This window comes from Nocardioides sp. P86 (assembly GCF_023712465.1).
In the GTDB taxonomy this organism is placed as follows: Bacteria; Actinomycetota; Actinomycetes; order Propionibacteriales; family Nocardioidaceae; genus Nocardioides; species Nocardioides kribbensis.
In genome coordinates, this window is the sequence record NZ_JAMAYE010000003.1 from 207,965 (window position 1) to 227,916 (window position 19,952).

Below are 19,952 nucleotides of genomic sequence, written 5' to 3' on the forward strand. Positions count from 1 at the left end.
GCTCGACCCTGCCTCCACGCAGGCCCGCGTCACGGGCCAGGGCAAAGGTGGCCGACCGAACAGCGATCCGCGCGTGCGCGAGTCGCCTCCATCGTTCATGCTAGAGGGGTCATGGAATCCACGCCTGCGCGCTCACAGTCCCGTCTCGACTCCTACGTCGACCGATACGCCGCGCGCACGGCCGGCATGACCGCCTCGGAGATCCGAGCCCTCTTCGCCGTCGCGTCGAGGCCCGAGGTGGTCTCCCTCGCCGGCGGCATGCCGAACATCTCCGGGCTCCCCCTCGACGTCGTGAGCAGCGCCATCGGCGACCTCGTGACCCAGCAGGGCCCGGTCGCGATGCAGTACGGCTCGGGCCAGGGCGTGCCGGAGCTGCGCGAGCAGATCACCGACGTCATGCGCCTCGAGGGCATCGAGGCCCACCCCGACGACGTCGTGGTCACCGTGGGCTCCCAGCAGGCCGTCGACCTGGTCACGCGGATCTTCTGCGACCCCGGTGACGTCGTGCTGTGCGAGGCCCCGTCGTACGTCGGTGCGCTCGGCGTCTTCAAGGCCTACCAGGCCGACGTCGTGCACGTGGAGATGGACGCCCACGGGCTCGTGCCCGAGGCCCTCGAGCAGGCCATCGCCTCGGTGCAGGCCTCCGGTCGCCGGATCAAGTTCCTCTACACGATCCCCAACTTCCACAACCCCGCCGGCATCACGCTCTCGGCCGAGCGGCGCCCCCGCATCCTCGACATCTGCCGCCGCGAGGGCGTGCTGGTGCTCGAGGACAACCCCTACGGCCTGCTGGGCTTCGACCAGGAGCCGATGCGCGCGCTGCGCGCCGACGAGGCCGAGGGCGTCATCTACCTCGGGTCGTTCTCCAAGACCTTCGCCCCGGGCTTCCGGGTCGGGTGGGCGCTGGCGCCGCACCCGGTGCGCGAGAAGCTCGTGCTGGCCCAGGAGTCCGCGACGCTGTGCCCGCCGCAGTTCTCGCAGATGGCGGTGTCGGCCTACCTCGCCAACCACGACTGGCAGGGCCAGATCAAGCAGTTCCGGGAGATGTACCGCGAGCGGCGCGACGCCATGGTCTCGGCGCTCGAGGACCTCATGCCGGCGGCCTGCCAGTGGAACGTCCCCGACGGCGGGTTCTACGTCTGGCTCACCCTCCCCCCGGGCATCGACGCGAAGTCGATGCTCCCTCGCGCCGTGACCGCCCGGGTGGCCTACGTGCCCGGCACCGCGTTCTTCGCCGACGGCTACGGCTCGAGCTCGATGCGGCTGTCGTTCTGCTACCCCACGCCCGAGCGGATCCGTGAGGGCGTACGCCGCCTCGCCGGCGTGCTCGAGGCCGAGATGGAGCTGCGGGCCACCTTCGGTGCCGCCGCCCCCGAGCGCGGGATCGGTCCCTACCAGGGCTACGACGCGCCCGGGACGGACCTGTCCTGATGGACCTCACCTACCCGCCGATCATCGTCGCGGCCAAGACCGGCTTCAAGCTGCTCGGGCAGCGCTTCGTCATGACGGGCACCGAGCACGTGCCGCGCAGCGGCGGTGTGCTGCTGGCCTACAACCACATCGGCTACGTCGACTTCGTCTACGGCGGCCTGGCCGCCAACCCGTCGGGTCGCCTGGTGCGCTTCATGGCCAAGCGGGAGATCTTCGACCACCGCCTGGGCGGACCGCTGATGCGCTCGCTGCACCACATCGAGGTCGACCGCGGCGAGGGCGTCGCGTCGTTCCGCACCGCCGTCGACCGGCTGCGCGAGGGCGAGGCCGTCGGGATCTTCCCCGAGGCCACCATCTCCCGCTCCATGGAGCTCAAGGAGTTCAAGTCCGGCGCGGTGCGCATCGCGGCGGAGGCAGGCGTGCCGCTGGTGCCGGTCATCATGTGGGGCACCCAGCGGATGATGACCAAGGACCACGCCCGCGACTTCTCCCGCGGCAAGACCATCGCCCTCACCGTCGGCGCCCCCCTGCACCCGACCGGTGCCGACCCCGTGGGCGAGACCGCCGAGCTGCGCTCGGTGATGTCGCGCATGCTCGACCAGACCATCGCGGCCTACCCCGCCGACGAGCAGCCGCCCGGATCGTGGTGGCTCCCCGCCCGTCACGGCGGTTCGGCGCCCACTCCCGAGCGCGCTGAGGAGCTCGACGCGGCCGAGAAGCGCGATCGCGCGGCGCGGCGCGCGGCGAAGCGCGCTCAGAATCGCTCCTGACGAACTCTGGAGCGCCGATCAGGCAGTTGTCGGCGCTTGTTCAGACTCTCGGCGCGTGCATTGATCAACAGATCGTTTTGTCGACAAAACGATCTATTAATCAGTCGATGGACGCCGCGGTGCTCGCGCTCGGGTCCATCAGGTCGATGATCCGCTGCAGGTCCTCCAGCGTCGCGAACTCCACGGTGATCCGGCCCTTGCTCTTGCCCAGGTCGATCTTCACCCTGGTCTCCAACCGGTCGGCCAGCCGGTCCGACAGGTCGGCCAGACCCGGTGCCGTCGGCTTGCGGCGCCGCACCCGCGGCTCGTCCTCGCCGCCGGTCTCCCCCAGCGCGACGATCTCCTCCAGCGCGCGCACGCTGATGCCCTCGGCCACGACCCGGCTGGCGAGCCGGTCCTGAGCGTCGGCGTCGGCCACGGCGAGCAGCGAGCGGGCGTGGCCCGCGCTCAGCACGCCCGCGGCCACGCGCCGCTGGACCGCCGGGCTCAGCCGCAGCAGCCGCAGCGTGTTGCTGATCTGCGGGCGCGAGCGTCCGATCCGCTGCGCCAGCTCGTCGTGGGTGCAGCCGAAGTCCTCGAGGAGCTGGGCGTAGGCCGAGGCCTCCTCGAGCGGGTTGAGCTGGCTGCGGTGGAGGTTCTCCAGCAGCGCGTCGCGCAGCATGTCGGTGTCGTCGGTGGAGCGCACGATCGCCGGGATGGTGCCCGTGCCGGCCTGCTGGGAGGCGCGCCAGCGCCGCTCCCCCATCACCAGCTCGTAGGTCTCCGACCCCGTGCGCCGCACCACCACGGGCTGTAGCAGCCCGACCTCGGAGATCGAGTGGACCAGCTCGGCCATCGCCTCCTCGTCGAAGACCTGCCGTGGCTGCGCATGGTTGGGGTGCACCTGGTCGAGCGGGATCTCGGCGAAGTAGGCGCCCGCCACCGGGGCCAGCTCCTCACCGGTGCTCCCGGGCGCGGGCCGGCGTACGTCGGCCTGCGCGGGCGCCGCGCCGTCCTCGGCGTGGGTCGGGGCCGAGCCCGCGGCGGCGCGTCCCGGGCTGGCGTCAGGGGATGTCGAGGCGTCGTCGGCCTCCGCCGGCGGGGCCGAGGTCGGGATGAGCGAGCCCAGGCCCCGTCCGAGGCCCCGACGCGCGGGAGGCCGGGAGCCGCTCACACCGCCACCGCCTTCGTCGCGATCTCCCGGGCCGCCTCCAGGTAGCTGAGCGCTCCGGGGGAGCCGGGGTCGTAGGTCATCACGGTCTGGGCGTAGGACGGCGCCTCGGAGACCCGCACCGAGCGGGGGATGTTGGTGCGGAGCACCTGCTCCCCGAAGTGCTCGCGCACCTCGCTGGCCACGCCGGCGGCCAGGCGGGTGCGCGCGTCGTACATGGTGATGAGGATGGTGGAGACCGACAGCTCCGGGTTGAGGTGCTTGCGCACCATGTCGACGGTCTCCAGGAGCTGTCCGAGCCCTTCCAGCGCGTAGTACTCCGCCTGGATCGGGATCATCATCTCGTCCCCGGCGACCAGGGCGTTGAGGGTGAGCAGCCCCAGGGACGGCGGGCAGTCGATGAGCACGTAGTCGATGCGCTCGTCCCCGATCTCCTCGAGGCTGCCGACCAGGGGATGGCCGTGGATGGCCTTGCGCAGCCGGCCCTCGCGCGCCACGACGCTCACGAGCTCGATCTCGGCACCGGCCAGGTCGATGGTCGCCGGCACGACCATGAGGCCCGCCACGTCGGGGCACGCCACGGCGACCTCCTCCAGGGGAGCGCCGTCGACCAGGGCGTCGTAGGTCGACGCGACACCGCGCCGGTGCTCGATGTTCAGCGCGGTCGAGGCGTTGCCCTGCGGGTCGAGGTCGACCACCAGCACCTTCTGGCCCAGCTGGGCCAGGGCGGCGGCGACGTTGACCGTGGAGGTGGTCTTCCCGACCCCGCCCTTCTGGTTGGCCACCACGAAGACGCGGGTCTCACGGGGCCGGGGGAGTGCCGGTCCCGTGCGCCGTCCCTCGCGTGCCAGCACCGTGTGCTCGGCCGCGCGGGCCAGGGGAGTGGCGTCGTCGTGCAGCGAGGGCTCGTACGCCGCCATCTCGCCCGCCGTCCTCACCGTGTAGCCCGACGACCCCGCGGACCCGGGGCCGCTGCTCGCCGCTCCCGTTTCACGTGAAACTGACTGGTCTGACGACGTCGGTACGCCCTGTGGAGAATGGTGTGCCATCTGTGGAGAACTGGCCTCTCTGAGCGTGGAACAGGCGGAATGCAGGGGCGCGTCCCGGTGGATAACTCCGGAGCCCCTCAGCGGGGGCGGCGACCGCCACGACGACGGGCGGACGCCCCGCGGGCGGGTCTGCGGGGCTCGTCGCGCGTCCGCGCCGGAGGCCAACGTACCGTCGCCGGGTCGGACCAGGCCACCCGGAGTGCCGTGGTCGGGGGATCGACGGTGCCTGCTCCCAGCGTGAGCACCTCAGGCTCCGCGCATCCCCAGCGCTGCAGCGCGCCGCGCGCCTCCTCCACCTCGCCGGACACCGAGGATCCCTTCATCGCCACCAGGGCGCCCTCCGGCGCCACCAGGGGCATGGACCATCCCAGAAGCCGCTCCAGCGGCGCCACGGCCCGGGAGGTGACCACGTCGAAGGTCTGCTCGCCGTGGAGGTCGTCGGCGCGTCCACGGCGCACGAGCACGTTGTCGAGGCCGAGCTCCTCCACCGCCTCGTCGAGGAACGTCGTGCGCCGCAGCAACGGCTCGACCAGGGTCAGCCTCAGGTCGGGCCGCCGCACCGCGAGCACGAGCCCGGGCAGGCCGGCCCCGGACCCGATGTCGCACACCGCGGACCCCGCCGGCAGGGCGTCGGCGAGCACCGCACAGTTGAGAAGGTGGCGGTCCCACAGTCGCGGGACCTCGCGCGGGCCGATCAGCCCCCGGACCACGCCGGCGTCGGCCAGCAGCTCCCACAGCCGGACGGCCAGGGGAAGGCGGTCGAGCGAGAACACCCTCCCGGCCGCGTCGGGCGGGGAGGGTGTTTCACGTGGAACGTCAGCCTCGGACACGCCGGTCCACCGAGGCGGCCCGACCGCAGGCGGGGGAGTGGACGATCACTCCGGCAGCACCACCACGTAGCGCCGGGGCTCGACACCCTCGGACTCCGAGGACAGCCCGGCCTCGGCGACGGCGTCGTGGACGACCTTGCGCTCGAAGGGCGACATCGGCTGCAGCGAGAGACGCTCCCCGGACTCGCGCACCTGCGCCACGCTGTCGGCCGCGAGGGCCTCCAGCTCGGTCCGCTTCTGCGCGCGGAAGCCGGAGATGTCCAGCATGAGACGCGAGCGCTCGCCGGTTTCGCGGTAGACCGCGAGACGGGTCAGCTCCTGCAGGGCGTCGAGGACCTCGCCGCGCTGCCCGACGAGCTGGCTGAGGTCGGCACCGACGATGGAGACCGACGCCCGGTCGCCCTCCACGTCCATGTCGAGGTCGCCGTCGAGGTCGGCGATGTCGAGGAGCTCCTCGAGGTAGTCGGCGGCGATGTCGCCCTCGGCCTCGAGCTCGGCCAGGCGACGCTCGGCGGCCGACGACTCGCTGCCGGGCCCCTGGGCCGCCTGGGCGGTGAGGTCGTGGGTGACCTCCTCCACGCCGGCGACGGTCGAGGTCCGGGCGTCGTCGGCCGAGGCGGCCTGCTCCTCGCCCTCGAGGGCCTCCTGCTGGGCGGACTCCTGCGTCACTTCTTGCCTCCCTGGGTGCCGCCGCCGGGCTTGCTGCCGCCCGACTTGCGCTGCTGCTTCGTGGTCTTCTTGGGCTGCTGCCGCACGGCGGGACGGCGGGGCTCCTCGACGGGCGCCTCCACCTCCTCGACGACCGTGCCGTGCTTGGCGGCCTTGGCCTTGTCGCGGTCGGCCTTGGCCGCGAAGGCCGGCGTGCCGGGCGCGGGGTTGTTGCGGATGACGTAGAACTGCTGACCCATGGTCCACAGGTTGGAGGTGGTCCAGTAGAGGAGCACGCCGATCGGGAAGGCCACGCCGCCGAGGCCGAAGGCGACGGGCAGGACGTAGAGCAGCAGCTTCTGCTGCTGGGCGTAGGGCCCCGAGAGGGCGTCGGCAGGCATGTTCTTGCTCATCAGCTGACGCTGGGTGAAGAACGTCGTGGCGGTCATGGCGAGCACCAGGAAGAGCGCCAAGAGCATGACGCTGAGGTCGCCACCCCCCTCGCGCCAGACGCCCGAGCCCCAGAAGCTGTCGGCCAGGGGGATGGACCCGAAGAGTTTCGAGTCACCGAACTGACGAGCCAGCGTGCTGGTCAGGAAGCCGCGGGCCGTGTAGTCCTTCGCGGCCTCGTTGAGCAGGTGGAACAGGGTGAAGAAGATCGGCATCTGCAGCAGGATCGGCAGGCACGAGGCGAACGGGTTGGTGCCCGTGTCCTTGTAGAGCTTCATCGTCTCCTGCGCGAGACGCTCCCGGTCGTGGCCGTACTTCTTCTGCAGCTCCTTGACCTTGGGCTGGATCAGCTGCATGTTGCGGCTGGACTTGATCTGCTTGACGAACAGCGGGATCAGCGCCGCGCGGATCACCAGCGTCAGGCCCACGATCGACAGCGCCCACGAGGCACCACCGGCCGGGTCGAGACCCAGGGCCGTGAACAGCTTGTGCCACAGGATCAGCACGCCCGAGATCGCGTAGTAGAGCGGGGTCGCGATGAAGGTGAAGAAGTCGCCGATTGCGCCCACCGATCAGGCTCCTTGCTGGGATGTCGAGACGGGTCCCGCCGAGCGGCGGGTGGGACGGACAGAGGGTGGCACGGGGTCGTAGCCGCCGGCGGCCCACGGGTGGCACCGTGCCACACGCCGGGCCGCGAGCCAGCTGCCGCGGGCACTGCCGTGCACGGTCACCGCCTCCAGCGCGTAGGCGGAGCACGACGGGTGATAGCGGCAGACCTGACCGTAGAGCGGGCTCACCACCGCGCGGTAGAGCCGGAGGAAGCCGATGAGCAGGTACTTCACGCCATCACCCGCTGGAGGCAACGCTCGAGGTCGGAGCGGAGTTCCGCGCTGGGGGCGCCCGCGGCGGCCGGCAGCGCACGGACCACGAGCACAGCAGCGCCCGGGAGCGTGTCGAGCTGCTCCCGGGCGAGGTGTCGCAGACGCCGCTTGACGCTGTTGCGCGCCACGGCGTTGCCGACGGCCTTGCTGACGACGAAGCCGACCCGTGCCGGACCCGCGGCGTCCGGGGTGCTCAGGTGCACCACGAGCGTGCGGCTCCCCGCGCGCCGACCACGCCCCGCGCGTCGGAACGAGTCCGAGTCGCGGAGCCTGTGGTCGCGGGGGAGCACCGGGTGGCCGAGGCCGTCGTCAGGCTCAGACGGCCAGGCTCTTGCGGCCCTTGCGGCGGCGCGAGGAGAGGATCGACCGGCCGGCGCGGGTGCGCATGCGCAGGCGGAACCCGTGCACCTTGTGGCGACGACGGTTGTTCGGCTGGTACGTACGCTTGCTCACGAGCTTCTCTTTCGGTTCAAGGGACTGGCGGTCAACGGCTCTGCGAGCCCGGACCCCGGGAGCGCCCGGCGGACCGGGGCCCCGACGCACCTGTCGGCTGGCACCGCCCACCCAGGTCCACTGCAGGACCTGGACATGCGGCACCCGTCGACGCCGGATGACCGGCAAACGGTACGCGTTCGAATTCCACAGGGTCAAACCCTCGGGCGCCCTCAGCCTACGGGGTCGCCCCAGCCTGTGGATGACGTCTTGCTCGGGGCTCGCGCACCGCGTTACGTTCTCGGTCTCCGACGACCCGTGCACCCACGGCTCCGACGAGGTGGCCAGCACCGGAGCACCGCGCCGCAGCACCCCCGCATCACCCCTCTGACCTGCGAAGACGTTGCGGAGGGCGGACGCACCCGGCGCCTCGGCACCGCGGCGACGACGAGGTCGCGACGGAGTTTCACAACCTGTGGACAAAGGTGTGGAGAAGCAGAGCACCGTGCGGCCCGCCCGGGCCGAGGTCCCCTTCGGAGGGCCGAACCAGAAGGTCAACCAGAAGGCGGCAAGGACGTGGACCAAGACGTGGACCAGACGCCCCCGGAGCTCGGCCCGGCCTGGCGCTCGGTGGTGGCGGACCTGCAGCCCAACCAGCGCGCCTGGCTCAACGCCAGCGAGCCGGTGACCCTCCACGGCAACACGGCGATCATCGCGGTGCCCAACGACTTCACGCGCGGGCAGCTCGAGGGCCGGCTGCGCGGTCAGCTGGAGGACGCCCTCACGGTCTCCTTCGGCCGGGAGATCCGCATCGCGGTCACGGTCAACCCGCAGCTCGAGGACGAGCCCCGCCCCACCAGTCCCGACCCGACCCCGGTCGAGACCATTGATCGACATGTCGACATAGACACACGGCGCGCCGAGCCCGCCCCCGTCGTGGAGCAGGCGGGCAGCCGCCAGACGAGCGCGCTGGAGACCCGGCTCAACCCCAAGTACACCTTCGAGACGTTCGTCATCGGCTCGTCCAACCGCTTCCCCCACGCGGCGGCCGTCGCTGTCGCCGAGGCTCCCGGCAAGGCCTACAACCCGCTGCTGGTCTACGGCGACTCCGGGCTGGGCAAGACCCACCTGCTCCACGCCATCGGCCACTACGTGCGCTCGCTCTACACCGGCGCCAAGGTGCGCTACGTGTCGAGCGAGGAGTTCACCAACGAGTTCATCAACGCGATCCGCGACGACCGGCAGGACCGCTTCAAGCGGCGCTACCGCGACGTCGACGTGCTGCTGATCGACGACATCCAGTTCCTGGAGGGCAAGACCCAGACCCAGGAGGAGTTCTTCCACACGTTCAACACCCTCCACAACGCCAACAAGCAGATCGTGCTGACCTCCGACCGCGCGCCCAAGCGGCTCGAGGCGCTCGAGGACCGGCTGCGCAACCGCTTCGAGTGGGGGCTGATCACCGACGTCCAGCCCCCCGACCTCGAGACGCGCATCGCGATCCTGCGCAAGAAGGCCGCCATGGACCGCCTGACCGCGCCGCCGGACGTGCTGGAGTTCATCGCCTCGAAGATCCAGACCAACATCCGCGAGCTGGAGGGCGCGCTGATCCGGGTGACGGCCTTCGCCAACCTCAACCGCCAGGAGGTCGACATGACCCTGGCCGAGATCGTGCTGAAGGACCTGATCCCCGAGGGCGGGGAGCCCGAGATCACCGCGGCGCTGATCATCGCCCAGACGGCGGCGTACTTCGGTCTGTCCATCGAGGAGCTCACCGGCCCCTCGCGCGGTCGGCACCTCGTCATGGCCCGCCAGATCGCCATGTACCTGTGCCGCGAGCTCACCGACCTCTCGCTGCCGAAGATCGGCGCGCAGTTCGGCAACCGCGACCACACCACGGTCATGTACGCCGACCGCAAGATCAACCAGCTGCTGGCCGAGCGCCGGGCCGTCTTCAACCAGGTCAGCGAGCTCACCAACCGCGTGAAGATGCAGGCCCGTCAGGTCTGATCCGCCCGTCGCCACCTCGTCGGTGCGCGGGTGAACTACACCGTTGTGTGATGTGGAGCCGCCTGTGCGCCGGCCCCGCATCGCCGGGAGAGGCTGTGGACGAGCGGTGGACGGAACTCACCGGCCGCCCGCGACTGCACACCGGTCCTTGTGGTTCCACGGCGTCGTGCACAGGGCCTGTGAGCGAGCGCCACGCGGCCTGACCTGCACAGACGCTGGCTGTCCACAGATTCCACCGCTGCTATGACTCCTCCGTACCTCCAGACGTCCAGATCCTCCGTGAACATGTTCCGACCCCCCTGCCTGTGCACAACTCCTCCGCCCGGCGCCTGTGACGGACCGATGAGCGCAGGGCGAGCACCCGGTGCACGGAGCACGACAGGACGCACCGGACTCCCAGCGGCCGGGACGACGTGGCAGGATCAGCCCCCCAGAGCCCAGCCGCACCCGAAGGACACACCGTGAAGTTCCGCGTCGAACGCGACGTGCTCGCCGATGCCGTCGCCTGGGCTGCCCGCAGCCTGCCGGTCCGTCCGAGCGTCCCCGTCCTCGCCGGCCTGCTGATCGAGACCGACGACGAGGGCCTGGTGCTCTCGACCTTCGACTACGAGACCTCGGCCCGCGCCACGCTCAAGGCCGACGTGACCACCGAGGGCCGCGCCCTGGTCAGCGGCCGGCTGCTCGCCGACATCTGCCGCAGCCTGCCGGCCAAGCCGGTCGAGATGGTGCTCGACGGCTCACGGGTGTCCCTCACCTGCGGCTCGGCCCGCTTCAGCCTCCAGACCATGCCGGTGGCCGACTACCCGTCGCTGCCCGACATGCCCGCGGCGACCGGCACGGTGCAGAGCGACGTCTTCGCCCACTCGGTGGCCCAGGCCGTCACGGCGGCAGGGCGCGACGACATGCTCCCGGTGCTGACCGGCGTGCGGCTCGAGATCGACGGCTCGAGCATCTCGCTGCTGGCCACCGACCGCTTCCGCCTCTCCCAGCGCGAGCTGGGCTGGGACCCCCGCACCCCCGACGAGACCCTCGCGGCTCTGGTGCCGGCGAAGGTGCTCGGCGACACCGCGAAGTCGCTGACCGCCGGCAGCGAGGTCGTCATCGCGCTGGCCGCCAGCGGCAGCGGCGAGGGCATCATCGGCTTCGAGGGCGCGGCGCCGGGCGGGGTGCGGCGTACGACGACGCGACTGCTCGACGGTGAGTTCCCCAAGGTCCGCAGCCTCTTCCCCAGCGAGCACCTCACCGTGGCCAAGGTCGACAAGGCGGCGCTGATCGAGTCGGTCAAGCGCGTCTCGCTCGTCGCCGAGCGCAACACCGCCGTGCAGCTGGCCTTCAGCGACGGTGTGCTCACCCTCGACGCCGGGTCGGGCGACGAGGCGCAGGCCTCGGAGTCGATCGAGGCCCAGATCGAGGGCGACGACATCACGACCGGCTTCAACCCCCAGTTCCTGCTCGACGGGCTGAGCGCCATCGACGAGCCGATCGTCGAGCTGGCCTTCACCCAGGCCGCCAAGCCGGTCGTCATCAGCGGGTCGCCGGCCGAGGCGGGTACCGACACCGGCTTCCGCTACCTGCTCATGCCGCGCCGCCTGCTCTCCTGACCCACCACCCCTCGGCCCCCGCCGGGGCCCACCCCTGCCCGCGCACCCGGAGGTACTCATGGACATCGGACTCGTCGGACTCGGGAAGATGGGCGGCAACATGCGCTCGCGCCTGCGGGAGGCCGGCCACACCGTCGTCGGCTACGACCGCAACCCCGACCTGGCCGACGCCGACAGCCTGGCCTCGATGGTCGAGCAGCTGCCCTCGCCGAAGGTCGTGTGGGTGATGGTGCCCGCGGGCGACCCCACCCGCGAGACCGTCGCGGCCCTGGGGGAGCTGCTCGGCGAGGGCGACCTGGTCGTCGACGGCGGCAACTCCAAGTGGACCGACGACCAGGCCAACGCCGCGATGCTCGCCGAGAAGGGCGTCGGCTTCGTCGACTGCGGCGTCTCCGGCGGTGTGTGGGGCCTGCAGAACGGCTACGCGCTGATGTGCGGCGGCTCCGACGAGGACGTCGCCAAGGTCCAGCCGGCCCTCGACGCCCTCAAGCCCGCCGAGGGCGGCTTCGTCCACGCCGGCCGCAAGCCCGGCGCGGGCCACTTCGCCAAGATGGTCCACAACGGCATCGAGTACGCCATGATGCAGAGCTACGCCGAGGGCTGGGAGCTGCTGGAGAAGGTCGACCTCGTCGAGGACGTCCCGGCGGTCTTCGACTCCTGGCGCTCCGGCACCGTCATCCGCTCGTGGCTGCTCGACCTGCTCGTCGCCGCCATCGAGGACGACACCCACCTCGACCAGCTGCGCGGCTACGCCGACGACTCCGGCGAGGGCCGGTGGACGGTCGAGGCGGCGATCGACAACGCCGTGCCGATGAACGTCATCGCCGCCTCGCTCTTCGCCCGGTTCACCTCGCGCCAGGACGACAGCCCGGCGATGAAGGCGATCGCGGCGATGCGCAACCAGTTCGGCGGTCACGCCGTGCACACCGAGGCCCCCGTCGGCGGCGACGCCAACCCCGACGTCCGCGGCGGCTAGGCCCGGCCGCCGGGTGTACGTCTCCCACCTCACCCTCCACGACTTCCGCTCCTACCCCGCGGCCGACGTCGCGCTCGAGCCGGGCGTCACGGCCTTCATCGGCCGCAACGGCCAGGGCAAGACCAACCTGGTCGAGGCGATCGACTACCTCTCGCGCCTGGCCTCGCACCGGGTGGCCAGCGACGCCCCGCTGATCCGGGCCGGCGCGGAGCAGGCGATCGTGCGGGCCGCCGTCGTGCGCGACGGGCGCACGGCGGTGCTCGAGGTCGAGCTCAACCCCGGCAGGAGCAACCGCGCCCGCATCAACCGCTCCCCGCTGCCGCGGGCCCGCGACCTGGTCGGCCTGGTGCGCACCGTGGTCTTCTCGCCGGAGGACCTCACGCTGGTCAAGGGCGACCCCTCGGACCGGCGCAAGTTCCTCGACGACCTGCTCGTGCTGCGCACCCCGCGCCTGGCCGGGGTCCGCTCCGACTACGACCGGGTGCTGCGCCAGCGCAACTCGCTGCTCAAGACCGCGGGAGCCGCGCGCCGCGGCAGCTCGGCGCAGGAGGGCGCGCTGTCGACGCTCGGCGTCTGGGACTCCCACATGGCCACGACCGGCGCCGAGCTGCTCGCCGAGCGGCTGGCGCTGGTCGAGCAGCTGCGGCCCTACGTCGGCTCTGCGTACGCGACCGTCGCGCGGGGCGCGCGCCGCGACGACGCCGACATCGAGTACCGCCCCAGCCTCGAGCTCGGCGGTGCCCGCACCCAGCCCGAGCTGGCCGAGGCGCTGCTGGCCGAGGTGGAGCGGCGTCGCAAGGACGAGCTCGACCGCGGCGTCTCGCTGGTGGGACCCCACCGCGACGAGCTGCTGCTCACGATCGGCCACGGCGCCGGTCCCTCGACCGGCGCCTCGACCGACGAGGCGGCCGACGCCGACCCCGGCGCCGGTGAGGAGGCCCCGACCAGCGGCGGGCCGCGGCTGCCGGTGAAGGGCTACGCCTCCCACGGCGAGTCGTGGTCGTTCGCGCTGGCGCTGCGCCTGGCCTCCTACGACCTGTTGCGCTCCGACGGCGACGACCCGATCCTGATCCTGGACGACGTCTTCGCCGAGCTCGACACCGAGCGGCGGGCGCAGCTCGCCGAGCTGGTCGCGGGGGCCGAGCAGGTCCTGGTGACCGCGGCCGTCGCCGCCGACGTGCCGGCCGCGCTGGCCGGGGCGAGGTTCCTGGTGGGGGAGGGGAAGGTACGCCGCGACGATGCCTGACCCCACCGACCCCGCCGACCCCCGCGGACCGGACCGCCCCGAGCGGCCCGCCGGCCCCGCCTCCTCCGACGGCCCGACCGCGGCGGAGCCCGACGAGCAGCCGGAGCACCGCCCCGACGGGCTGGAGCTGGCCCGGGCGATCGCACGGGCCACGGCCGGCACGACGTCGGCGGCGCGCCGGCGCAAGCCGCGCCGCGACCGCGGCAGCGGCGGGCGGGTCAGCGGCTCGCACCCCGACGACCGCGACCCCCAGCTGCTCGACGCCACGCTGGCGCGGCTCGTGGGCGACCACGGCTGGGAGCTCGACCTGCGGGTGCACGGCGTCTTCGGGCGCTGGCCCGAGCTGGTCGGCCAGGAGGTCTCCTCGCACTGCACGCCGGAGTCGTTCGCCGACGGGCGCCTGGTCGTGCGCACCGACTCCACCGCCTGGGCCACCCAGCTCAAGCTGCTGGCGCCGACGCTGGTGCGCCGGCTCAACGAGGAGCTGGGCCACGGCACGGTCGTGGTGATCGAGGTGCTCGGCCCCCACGGGCCGACGTGGAAGAAGGGCCCGCGCTCGGTGCGCGACGGTCGCGGCCCGCGCGACACCTACGGCTGACCCGCGGCCGCGTCGCGCCTGCGTCGCTCGGCGCCGCTCGGCGCCCCACGGAGCGGCTCCGGCGTACCCGTCCCTGTCCGACCCCCTCCCGTGCGCTCCACGAGGCCCTCAGGGAGCGCTCAGGGCGGTTTTTTCCACAGTGAGGACCCCCGGCTGGGGACGCCTGCGTGAGTAGAGGCCCTCAGCGGGCTATCATGGGCCCCTGGGTCGCCTCGCGCGACCCTGCTCATGTCACGCTCCTCGCGGAGCCGGAGTCTGAAGAGGTGGACGTGTCCGAGGACAACCAGGCAGAGATCCCGGAGACGACAGCCCCCCAGCCGCCCAACGGCGTCGAGTACGACGCCTCCGCGATCCAGGTCCTCGAGGGCCTCGAGGCCGTGCGCAAGCGCCCGGGCATGTACATCGGCTCCACGGGCGTGCGCGGCCTGCACCACCTGATCTGGGAGATCGTCGACAACGCGGTCGACGAGTCGCTGGCGGGCTACTGCGACCGCATCGTCGTGACGCTGACCGACGACGGCGCCATCCGGGTCGAGGACAACGGGCGCGGCATCCCCACCGACACCGCCCCGGGCCAGGAGATGCCGGCGGTCACGATGGCGCTGACCATGCTCCACGCCGGCGGCAAGTTCGGCGGGGGCGGCTACAAGGTCTCCGGCGGTCTGCACGGCGTCGGCGTCTCCGTGGTCAACGCCCTGTCGACCCACCTGGTCGTCGAGGTGCGCAACCGCGGCCACCTGTGGCGCCAGTCCTTCACCATCGGGGTGCCCGACGGCCCGCTGGAGCAGGTCCGCGCGATGGAGCCCGGCGAGCGGACCGGCACGACGGTCACCTACTGGGCCTCGCCGGAGATCTTCGAGACCACCGAGTACTCCCTCGAGACCATCGCCGCCCGCTTCCGCGAGATGGCCTTCCTCAACAAGGGCCTCGAGATCGTCCTGCGCGACGAGCGGCCCGCGGCCAGCGACGTCGCCGACGCGGTCGAGGACAACACCGTCGACCCCGACGACGAGGGCGGCATCGACGACGCCGGCCACGACGCGATCAAGCGCGGCGATGCCGGCGGCCTGGAGCAGGTCTTCAAGTACGACCGCGGCCTGGTCGACTACGTCGAGCACCTCAACCGCCGCAAGACCGCCGCCAACCCGACGGTCATCTCCTTCGAGGCCGAGACCCCGGAGTCGGTGGAGAACCACATGTCGCTCGAGGTCGCGATGCAGTGGAACACCAGCTTCACCGAGTCGGTCCACACCTTCGCCAACACCATCAACACCCACGAGGGCGGCACCCACGAGGAGGGCTTCCGCGCGGCGCTGACCGGGCTGGTCAACACGTGGGGCTTCGAGTGGGGCCTGATGAAGAAGCAGGAGGACCGCGTCTCCGGCGACGACATCCGTGAGGGCCTCACCGCCATCATCTCGATCAAGATGGGCGAGCCGCAGTTCGAGGGCCAGACCAAGACCAAGCTCGGCAACACCGAGGCCAAGGGCTTCGTGCAGCGCCTGATGAACGAGCAGCTCGGCGACTGGCTGGAGAAGAACCCCGCCGAGGGCAAGGACATCGTGCGCAAGGCCCAGGCCGCGCAGTCGGCCCGCCTCGCCGCCCGCAAGGCCCGCGACCTGGCCCGCAACCGCAAGGGCCTGCTCGGCGGCGGCGGACTGCCCGGCAAGCTCTCGGACTGCCAGTCGACCAACCCCGCGGAGTGCGAGGTCTTCATCGTCGAGGGCGACTCGGCCGGCGGCTCGGCCCGCCAGGGCCGCGACCCGCGCATCCAGGCGATCCTCCCGATCCGCGGCAAGATCCTCAACGTCGAGAAGGCCCGCATCGACAAGGTGCTGGGCAACACCGAGGTGCAGTCGATCATCTCCGCCCTGGGCACCGGCATCCAGGAGGAGTACGACCCCGCCAAGCTGCGCTACCACAAGGTCGTGCTGATGGCCGACGCCGACGTCGACGGCCACCACATCAACACGCTGCTGCTGACGCTGCTCTTCCGCTTCATGCGCCCCCTCATCGAGGGCGGCTACGTCTACATGGCCCAGCCCCCGCTCTACCGCCTGCGGTGGAACAAGCCGGCCGAGCACGAGTTCGTCTACTCCGACGCCGAGCGCGACGCGCTGCTGCGCGAGGGCCAGGCCGCGGGCAAGAAGCTGCCCAAGGAGAACCCGGTCCAGCGCTACAAGGGCCTCGGCGAGATGAACGCCAAGGAGCTGTGGGAGACGACCATGGATCCCGACCAGCGGCTGATGCTGCAGGTCACCCTCGACGACGCCGCCCACGCCGACGAGATCTTCTCGATCCTCATGGGCGAGGACGTCGAGCAGCGGCGCTCCTTCATCCAGCGCAACGCCAAGGACGTCCGATTCCTGGATATCTAGCTCTCTCGCGAGATCGCTAGATTCCGGTAGAACCGACCAGAGAGACCGAGACACGTGACCCAGACCCCGACCGACGGCACCCCTCCCTCCGACGGAGGACCCGGGGGGCGCATCGAGCCCGTCGAGCTGCAGACCTCGATGCAGCGCGCCTACATCGACTACGCCATGGCCGTCATCGTCGGGCGCGCGCTGCCCGACGTGCGCGACGGCCTCAAGCCGGTGCACCGCCGCGTGCTCTACGCGATGTTCGACGGCGGCTACCGCCCCGACCGCGGCTTCTCGAAGTGCTCGCGCGTGGTCGGCGACGTCATGGGTCAGTACCACCCCCACGGCGACACCGCGATCTACGACACCCTGGTGCGCCTCGCGCAGCCGTGGGTGATGCGCGCCCCGCTCATCAACGGTCAGGGCAACTTCGGCTCGCCGGGCAACGACTCCGCCGCGGCCATGCGGTACACCGAGTGCCGGATGGCGCCGCTGGCCATGGAGATGGTCCGTGACATCGAGAAGGAGACCGTCGACTTCCAGCCCAACTACGACGGTCGCTCGCAGGAGCCCGTCGTCCTGCCCTCGCGCATCCCCAACCTGCTGGTCAACGGCTCGGCCGGCATCGCCGTCGGCATGGCCACCAACATCCCGCCGCACAACCTGCGCGAGGTCGCCGCCGGCGCCCGCTGGGCCCTCGAGCACCCCGACGCCAGCCGCGAGGAGCTCCAGGACGCCCTCATCGAGCGGATCAAGGGCCCCGACTTCCCCAACGGCGCGCTCATCACCGGCCGTCAGGGCATCGAGCAGGCCTACCGCACCGGTCGCGGCTCGATCACCCAGCGCGCGGTGATCGAGGTCGACGAGGACGCCAAGGGCCGCACCTGCCTGGTGGTCACCGAGCTGCCCTACATGGTCAACCCCGACAACCTCGCGCTGAAGATCGCCGAGCTCGCCGACTCCGGCAAGGTCCAGGGCATCTCCGACGTCCGCGACGACACCTCCGACCGCACCGGTCAGCGCCTCGTGGTCGTGCTCAAGCGCGACGCGGTGGCCCGCGTCGTGCTCAACAACCTGCTCAAGCACACCGAGCTGCAGACCAACTTCAGCGCCAACATGCTGGCCCTGGTCGACGGCGTGCCCCGCACCCTGAGCATCGACCAGTTCATCAGCAACTGGGTCGAGCACCAGGTCGAGGTCATCCGCAGGCGCACCGAGTACCTGCTGCGCGAGGCCGAGCGGCGCGCCCACATCCTGCGCGGCCTGGCCAAGGCCCTCGACCAGCTCGACGAGGTCATCGCCCTGATCCGCCGCTCGCCCGAGGTCGCCGACGCGCGCGACGGGCTGATGGAGCTGCTCGAGATCGACGACGTGCAGGCCATGGCGATCCTCGACCTCCAGCTGCGCCGCCTGGCCGCGCTGGAGCGGCAGAAGATCATCGACGAGCTGGCCGAGATCGAGCTGACCATCGCCGACCTCCAGGACATCCTGGCCAACGTCACCCGCCAGCGTCAGATCGTCTCCGACGAGCTGGGCGAGATCGTGGAGAAGTACGGCGACGACCGGCGCACCCAGATCATCGCGGCCGACGGCGACCTGTCGATGGAGGACCTGATCCCCGACGAGGAGCTCGTCGTCTCCATCACCCGCGGCGGCTACGCCAAGCGCACCCAGCGGGCGCAGTACCGCACCCAGAAGCGTGGCGGCAAGGGCGTGCGCGGCGCGACGCTGCGCGGCGACGACGTCGTCGAGCACTTCATCGCCACCTCCAACCACCACTGGCTGCTCTTCTTCACCACCGCCGGCCGGGTCTACCGCACCAAGGCCTACAACCTGCCCGAGGCCTCCCGCGACGCCAAGGGCGGTCACGTGGCCGGCCTGCTGTCGTTCCAGCCCGACGAGTCGATCGCCCAGGTGCTCGCGATCCGCGACTACGACCAGGCCGACTACCTCGTCCTGGCGACCCGCAGCGGGCTGGTCAAGAAGACCCGCCTCGGCGACTACAACAGCCCGCGCCAGGCCGGCGTCATCGCCATCAACTTCCGCGAGGACGACGACGAGCTGATCGGCGCCGAGCTGGTGGGCTCCGAGGACGACATCCTCCTGGTCTCCCGCAAGGGCCAGTCGATCCGCTTCCGCGCCGACGACACCCAGCTGCGACCGATGGGCCGCGCCACCTCGGGCGTCTCGGGCATGAAGTTCCGCGACGGCGACTCGCTGCTGTCGATGTCGGTCATCCGCGCGGCCCAGGTGGCCGCGGAGATGGCCGCCGGCCTCGACACCGAGACCGACCTCGACGCCCCCGACGTCGAGGCCTCCCCGGAGCAGGTGGAGGAGGTCAAGCCGCAGTACGTCTTCACCATCACCGACGGGGGCTTCGCCAAGCGCACCCGGATCTCGGAGTACCGGCTGCAGTCGCGCGGCGGCATCGGCATCAAGGCCATGTCGCTGGCCAACGAGGACCGCGGTGGCCTGGTCGGTGCGTTCATCGTCGAGGACGGTGACGAGATCATGGCCATCACCCAGAGCGGCCAGGTCGTGCGCAGCCCCGTCAACGACGAGTTCCGCCCCACGGGCCGCTCCACGATGGGCGTGAAGTTCGTCGGCCCGAAGGCCGGTGACGCGGTCGCCGTGGTGGCCCGCTCGGTCGAGGCCAAGGTGGAGGAGCAGGTCGAGGAGTCGGCCGATGCAGACGCGGATGCAACAATCGAAGCCGGTGACGCGTCGCAGGACGTGGACGCCACCGCTGATGATGTCGCCGACGCCGCTGTCGACGGCGCCGCCGACGAGACCACCTCCGCGACCGACGACGGAGAGGGCGAGGACTGATGACCGACCGACCCGCCGAGCGGGGCGCCACCCGCACCGATCCCCAGCCCGGGGGCAGCGCCTCCGGCGCGAGGGCCGCCGACGACCCCGACGCCACCGCCACGCGGCCGGCGCTGACCGACCGGGTGCAGTCGGCCTTCTCCTCGATGACGCAGGAGAAGAAGGCCAAGGCGACGGGCACCACCGTCACCCCGGCGGCCGGCGGCGCTCCCTCCCGGGGCCCGCGGCGGGCGCGCTTGCGGCTGACCCGCATCGACCCCTGGTCGGTGATGAAGACGTCGTTCCTGCTGGCCATCGCCTTCGCCGTCGTCACCGTCGTCTCGGTGCTCATGGTCTGGTCGGTGCTCGGCGCCGCCGGCGTGTGGGACTCCATCAACGAGACCGTGCGCAACATGATCGGCGGCCAGGAGGCCGGCGACTTCGACGTCGAGAACTACGTCGGCACCTCCCGCGTCCTGGGCTTCACGATGCTGGTCGCCGCCATCGACGTCGTGCTGATCACCGCCGTCGCCACCCTCGGCGCGTTCCTTTACAACATGGCCGCCGCGCTGCTCGGCGGCATCGAGGTCACCCTCTCCGAGGACAACTGACACCTCGCGGCGCCGCGGCCGGACCACCGGCCGCGGCCCGTTTTGTCCCGGCCCGGCGCGGTGGGGTAACGTCACGCCTCGGTCGCCCGGCGTCCACC

At 71.5% G+C, this 19,952-nt stretch carries 18 protein-coding genes; 10 read left to right on the plus strand and 8 right to left on the minus strand.

Translation table 11 applies throughout. From position 1 onward, the window contains the following. Nucleotides 1-111: 111 nt before the first annotated feature. Together M3673_RS14435 and M3673_RS14440 are read left to right on the plus strand one after the other, a co-directional pair. A complete protein-coding gene (locus M3673_RS14435; protein ID WP_056905117.1) occupies nucleotides 112-1,431 on the plus strand; it encodes a PLP-dependent aminotransferase family protein in 1,320 nt (439 codons plus the stop codon). Beyond that, the gene (locus tag M3673_RS14440; protein WP_308196151.1) at nucleotides 1,431-2,201 is read left to right on the plus strand and encodes a lysophospholipid acyltransferase family protein; all 771 of its coding nucleotides are present in this window, start codon (nucleotides 1,431-1,433) and stop codon (nucleotides 2,199-2,201) included. The genes M3673_RS14435 and M3673_RS14440 overlap by 1 nt, the downstream gene beginning before the upstream one ends. Before the next feature lie 100 nt (nucleotides 2,202-2,301). Here M3673_RS14440 and M3673_RS14445 read toward each other — a convergent pair whose 3' ends face one another. The 8 genes from M3673_RS14445 to rpmH all read right to left on the minus strand — a co-directional run bounded on the left by M3673_RS14445 (nucleotide 2,302) and on the right by rpmH (nucleotide 7,662). Then, a complete protein-coding gene (locus M3673_RS14445; RefSeq protein WP_251534475.1) occupies nucleotides 2,302-3,354 on the minus strand; it encodes a ParB/RepB/Spo0J family partition protein in 1,053 nt (350 codons plus the stop codon). Next, nucleotides 3,351-4,271, minus strand: coding sequence for a ParA family protein (locus tag M3673_RS14450; protein WP_156697963.1), 921 nt, complete (start codon nucleotides 4,269-4,271; stop codon nucleotides 3,351-3,353). The genes M3673_RS14445 and M3673_RS14450 overlap by 4 nt, the downstream gene beginning before the upstream one ends. Nucleotides 4,272-4,477: 206 nt before the next feature. Beyond that, nucleotides 4,478-5,173, minus strand: coding sequence for a 16S rRNA (guanine(527)-N(7))-methyltransferase RsmG (rsmG, locus tag M3673_RS14455; RefSeq protein WP_251534476.1), 696 nt, complete (start codon nucleotides 5,171-5,173; stop codon nucleotides 4,478-4,480). Nucleotides 5,174-5,275: 102 nt separating this feature from the next. Then, the gene (locus tag M3673_RS14460) at nucleotides 5,276-5,899 is read right to left on the minus strand and encodes a protein jag (protein WP_374108208.1); all 624 of its coding nucleotides are present in this window, start codon (nucleotides 5,897-5,899) and stop codon (nucleotides 5,276-5,278) included. Then, entirely contained in the window at nucleotides 5,896-6,897 is a 1,002-nt protein-coding gene (gene yidC / locus M3673_RS14465; protein ID WP_193661713.1) for a membrane protein insertase YidC, read from the minus strand. The genes M3673_RS14460 and yidC overlap by 4 nt, the downstream gene beginning before the upstream one ends. A gap of 3 nt (nucleotides 6,898-6,900) precedes the next feature. After that, nucleotides 6,901-7,170, minus strand: coding sequence for a membrane protein insertion efficiency factor YidD (gene yidD / locus M3673_RS14470; protein WP_056865107.1), 270 nt, complete (start codon nucleotides 7,168-7,170; stop codon nucleotides 6,901-6,903). Then, nucleotides 7,167-7,499 carry a ribonuclease P protein component gene (rnpA, locus tag M3673_RS14475; RefSeq protein ID WP_251534477.1) on the minus strand — a complete coding sequence of 111 codons (333 nt, stop codon included), beginning with the start codon at nucleotides 7,497-7,499 and terminating at the stop codon, nucleotides 7,167-7,169. Before rnpA ends, yidD begins: the two co-directional genes overlap by 4 nt. A gap of 25 nt (nucleotides 7,500-7,524) precedes the next feature. Beyond that, entirely contained in the window at nucleotides 7,525-7,662 is a 138-nt protein-coding gene (gene rpmH / locus M3673_RS14480) for a 50S ribosomal protein L34 (RefSeq protein WP_056156542.1), read from the minus strand. A gap of 555 nt (nucleotides 7,663-8,217) precedes the next feature. Between rpmH and dnaA the strand changes: the two genes are divergently transcribed. From dnaA to M3673_RS14520, 8 genes are all read left to right on the plus strand, one after another. Further along, nucleotides 8,218-9,651, plus strand: a complete 1,434-nt coding sequence (gene dnaA, locus M3673_RS14485; protein WP_374108209.1) for a chromosomal replication initiator protein DnaA — start codon at nucleotides 8,218-8,220, stop codon at nucleotides 9,649-9,651. A gap of 461 nt (nucleotides 9,652-10,112) precedes the next feature. Further along, the gene (gene dnaN / locus M3673_RS14490) at nucleotides 10,113-11,252 is read left to right on the plus strand and encodes a DNA polymerase III subunit beta (protein WP_056865110.1); all 1,140 of its coding nucleotides are present in this window, start codon (nucleotides 10,113-10,115) and stop codon (nucleotides 11,250-11,252) included. A 58-nt stretch (nucleotides 11,253-11,310) separates the two neighbouring features. Further along, a complete protein-coding gene (gene gnd / locus M3673_RS14495) occupies nucleotides 11,311-12,228 on the plus strand; it encodes a phosphogluconate dehydrogenase (NAD(+)-dependent, decarboxylating) (protein WP_193661711.1) in 918 nt (305 codons plus the stop codon). Between the two features lie 13 nt (nucleotides 12,229-12,241). Beyond that, on the plus strand, nucleotides 12,242-13,474 hold the full coding sequence (gene recF / locus M3673_RS14500; protein ID WP_251534478.1) for a DNA replication/repair protein RecF: 1,233 nt from the start codon (nucleotides 12,242-12,244) through the stop codon (nucleotides 13,472-13,474). Beyond that, on the plus strand, nucleotides 13,467-14,072 hold the full coding sequence (locus tag M3673_RS14505; RefSeq protein WP_251534479.1) for a DUF721 domain-containing protein: 606 nt from the start codon (nucleotides 13,467-13,469) through the stop codon (nucleotides 14,070-14,072). The genes recF and M3673_RS14505 overlap by 8 nt, the downstream gene beginning before the upstream one ends. A gap of 194 nt (nucleotides 14,073-14,266) precedes the next feature. After that, nucleotides 14,267-16,450, plus strand: a complete 2,184-nt coding sequence (gene gyrB / locus M3673_RS14510; protein WP_251534480.1) for a DNA topoisomerase (ATP-hydrolyzing) subunit B — start codon at nucleotides 14,267-14,269, stop codon at nucleotides 16,448-16,450. Between the two features lie 138 nt (nucleotides 16,451-16,588). Further along, nucleotides 16,589-19,264 carry a DNA gyrase subunit A gene (gene gyrA, locus M3673_RS14515; protein ID WP_251535274.1) on the plus strand — a complete coding sequence of 892 codons (2,676 nt, stop codon included), beginning with the start codon at nucleotides 16,589-16,591 and terminating at the stop codon, nucleotides 19,262-19,264. After that, nucleotides 19,264-19,854, plus strand: coding sequence for a DUF3566 domain-containing protein (locus M3673_RS14520; protein WP_056865115.1), 591 nt, complete (start codon nucleotides 19,264-19,266; stop codon nucleotides 19,852-19,854). The genes gyrA and M3673_RS14520 overlap by 1 nt, the downstream gene beginning before the upstream one ends. Nucleotides 19,855-19,952 lie beyond the last annotated feature (98 nt).

Excerpts from the sequence above, each read along its gene's own strand:
- M3673_RS14435 (WP_056905117.1), top strand. The coding sequence starts at position 112 with ATGGAATCCACGCCTGCGCGCTCACAGTCCCGTCTCGACTCCTACGTC.
- M3673_RS14440 (WP_308196151.1), top strand. The coding sequence starts at position 1,431 with ATGGACCTCACCTACCCGCCGATCATCGTCGCGGCCAAGACCGGCTTC.
- M3673_RS14450 (WP_156697963.1), bottom strand. The coding sequence starts at position 4,271 with ATGGCGGCGTACGAGCCCTCGCTGCACGACGACGCCACTCCCCTGGCC.
- gnd (WP_193661711.1), top strand. The coding sequence starts at position 11,311 with ATGGACATCGGACTCGTCGGACTCGGGAAGATGGGCGGCAACATGCGC.
- M3673_RS14505 (WP_251534479.1), top strand. The coding sequence starts at position 13,467 with ATGCCTGACCCCACCGACCCCGCCGACCCCCGCGGACCGGACCGCCCC.
- gyrB (WP_251534480.1), top strand. The coding sequence starts at position 14,267 with ATGGGCCCCTGGGTCGCCTCGCGCGACCCTGCTCATGTCACGCTCCTC.
- gyrA (WP_251535274.1), top strand. The coding sequence starts at position 16,589 with ATGCAGCGCGCCTACATCGACTACGCCATGGCCGTCATCGTCGGGCGC.
- M3673_RS14520 (WP_056865115.1), top strand. The coding sequence starts at position 19,264 with ATGACCGACCGACCCGCCGAGCGGGGCGCCACCCGCACCGATCCCCAG.